This window comes from Pseudoalteromonas sp. 0303, assembly GCF_013349995.1.
Lineage (GTDB): Bacteria > Pseudomonadota > Gammaproteobacteria > Enterobacterales > Alteromonadaceae > Pseudoalteromonas.
The window spans coordinates 1-2,348 of sequence record NZ_JABVXF010000081.1 but is presented as its reverse complement, the minus strand read 5'-3'; the positions used below and the strand labels follow the sequence as shown (position 1 = coordinate 2,348).

Annotated in this window: 2 protein-coding genes; one reads left to right on the top strand and one right to left on the bottom strand. The window is 41.0% G+C overall.

The features are described from left to right. Positions 1-232 precede the first annotated feature (232 nt). Positions 233-1,651: a sodium:alanine symporter family protein gene (locus HUS62_RS22135; RefSeq protein ID WP_175081176.1), complete on the top strand. Its 1,419-nt coding sequence runs from the start codon at positions 233-235 to the stop codon at positions 1,649-1,651. A gap of 17 nt (positions 1,652-1,668) precedes the next feature. Here the strand turns inward: HUS62_RS22135 and HUS62_RS22130 are convergent, their stop codons facing one another. Beyond that, a complete protein-coding gene (locus HUS62_RS22130) occupies positions 1,669-2,115 on the bottom strand; it encodes a hypothetical protein (RefSeq protein ID WP_175081175.1) in 447 nt (148 codons plus the stop codon). Positions 2,116-2,348: the final 233 nt, after the last annotated feature.

Sequence of the window (2,348 nt, the reverse complement as noted above, 5' to 3'; positions counted from 1 at the left end):
GCTGCCCGCCGTGTCAGTGGATGCGCATTATAGGGATGCGAAGAATTAACGCAAGCACTTTTTGAAGGTTTTTTTGAATATTTTCAAATTAATCAGATACCCACCAAGTGCAAACACGTTACCCACAAAGATCTGTGGATAACTGGTGTTTTTTAGCAGAATAACTAAACTCTCCTCGCTTGTTATGGTAACTTGCGCCGCAGATTTTCCACTCGCTCACAAGGCAAGAAAAATGACAGACATTATAAATAGTATAAGTGGTCTCCTTTGGGGTCACATTCTGGTTTACCTTTTAATAGCTGCGGGGCTATTTTTCACTCTTCGACTCGGTTTTATTCAATTCACTCAATTCCCACATATGCTCAAAGTGATGTTTCAGAGCCGCCAAGGTTCTGGCGATGGCATTTCTTCATTCCAAGCATTTTGTACTTCTTTAGCTGCGCGAGTAGGTACGGGTAATATGGCAGGTGTTGCCGTTGCACTTTATTTAGGCGGTGCCGGGGCAATTTTCTGGATGTGGCTTATTGCTTTAATAGGTATGGCGACAAGTTTTGCCGAGAGTACGCTTGCTCAGGCATATAAAACCGTCGATGAAGATGGCAACTTTCGCGGTGGCCCTGCTTATTATATGGAATATGGTTTGGGCAAACGTTGGATGGGTGTGATCTTTTCTCTGTGCCTTATTCTTGCTTTTGGATTGGTGTTTAATGCCGTTCAATCAAACTCTATTGCTGCTGCATTTGATGTTGCGTTTGGTATTCCAAACTATGTTGTAGGTATCGGCTTAGTATTAGGGTCAGGTATTATTATTTTTGGTGGCTTAAAAACTATTTCACGTTTTGCAGAAATGGTTGTGCCATTTATGGCGCTGGCTTATTTGTTAGTTGCACTTTATGTGTGTGCCATGAACTACGATTTATTACCGGGCGTATTTATGCATGTTATTAATAGTGCCTTTGGTATCGAGCAAGCGGGTGCGGGTGCAATAGGTTATGGTGTAATGCAGGCCATGATCCAGGGTATTAAGCGTGGCTTATTCTCTAATGAAGCTGGTATGGGTAGCGCTGCAAATGCTGCTGCAACGGCAACACCTAACCCACCGCACCCAGCCTCACAAGGTTATGTACAAATGCTCGGCGTATTTGTAGATACAATTATTATATGTACTGCAACTGCAGCACTTATTTTATTATCACAGCAGCTTATACCTGATTCAGGTGTGACTGGCATTGCGTTAACACAAGCTGCCCTTGAAGAACATGTTGGTAGCTGGGGTGCCACCTTTGTTGCAATTGCAATTTTGTTTTTTGCATTTACCTCGATTGTTGCTAATTATTCTTATGCCGAAACCAATTTATTGTTCTTAGAGCATAACCATGCATCGGGTATGTTGATCTTCCGACTACTGGTACTTGGTATGGTGATGTTTGGTGCGCTTGGAGAATTACCATTAGTTTGGACGCTTGCCGATGTCTCGATGGGTCTAATGGCTATCGTCAACGTCATCGCTTTATTTATGTTATCGGGCGTCGTTATTTGGCTTGCGAAGGATTACAACTCACAACGTAAAGCAGGTAAATTGCCTACTTTCGATCCTTCGCAAAACAAAAAGCTAAATCAAACTATTCCTAAAGGTGCGTGGCGCAAATAACCAAGCCAAGTGATTACTTAATTGGGGAGCGATTGTGCTCCCTTTTTTGTATTTGCTAATTTTTCAAAAACAGACAATATGAATGTGATTTGCTGTTCGTTAAGTTTGGATTCAAGCTCAGTAACAAGCTGCTCTTTAATTTGCGCTTTTAATGCTTGTTTTTGCTCTGCGGTTAATAATGGCTGCGATTGTTGCTGATAAGATTGCACAGCAGTGAGCATATCCATTACCACGTCATTATCAAAATCGGTTAGTGCTGCTTTCGCATTACTAATAGCCTGTTCTGATTTATCAAAGACGGTCGATACTTTATCAACAAGCACGCTCACCTCATGAATTTTCAGTACATCATTAATGTTTGACATAATAATCGCAACAGGAATGAGTACTAACGAGATCGCTAGACAAAGCCCAAATACGGCGCCTACCCAAAACTGGTTTAAGCCACGTTTAAATTGCTCCATTATCTTTCCTTAATCCTATTAATTGATTAAAACTTGAAACGCGTTAGCTGTTTTAAAAAGACTAAGGAAACTATAAAGCTATTTTGGCAATAAAAAAATAATTTGATGGGATTATAAAAAGAAATATAAATGAAATAGAGAAGAGGTATTTTACGTAAATGGTGCCCGGGGCCGGACTTGAACCGGCACGCTGTTACCAGCGAGGGATTTTAAATCCCTTGTGTCTACCAATT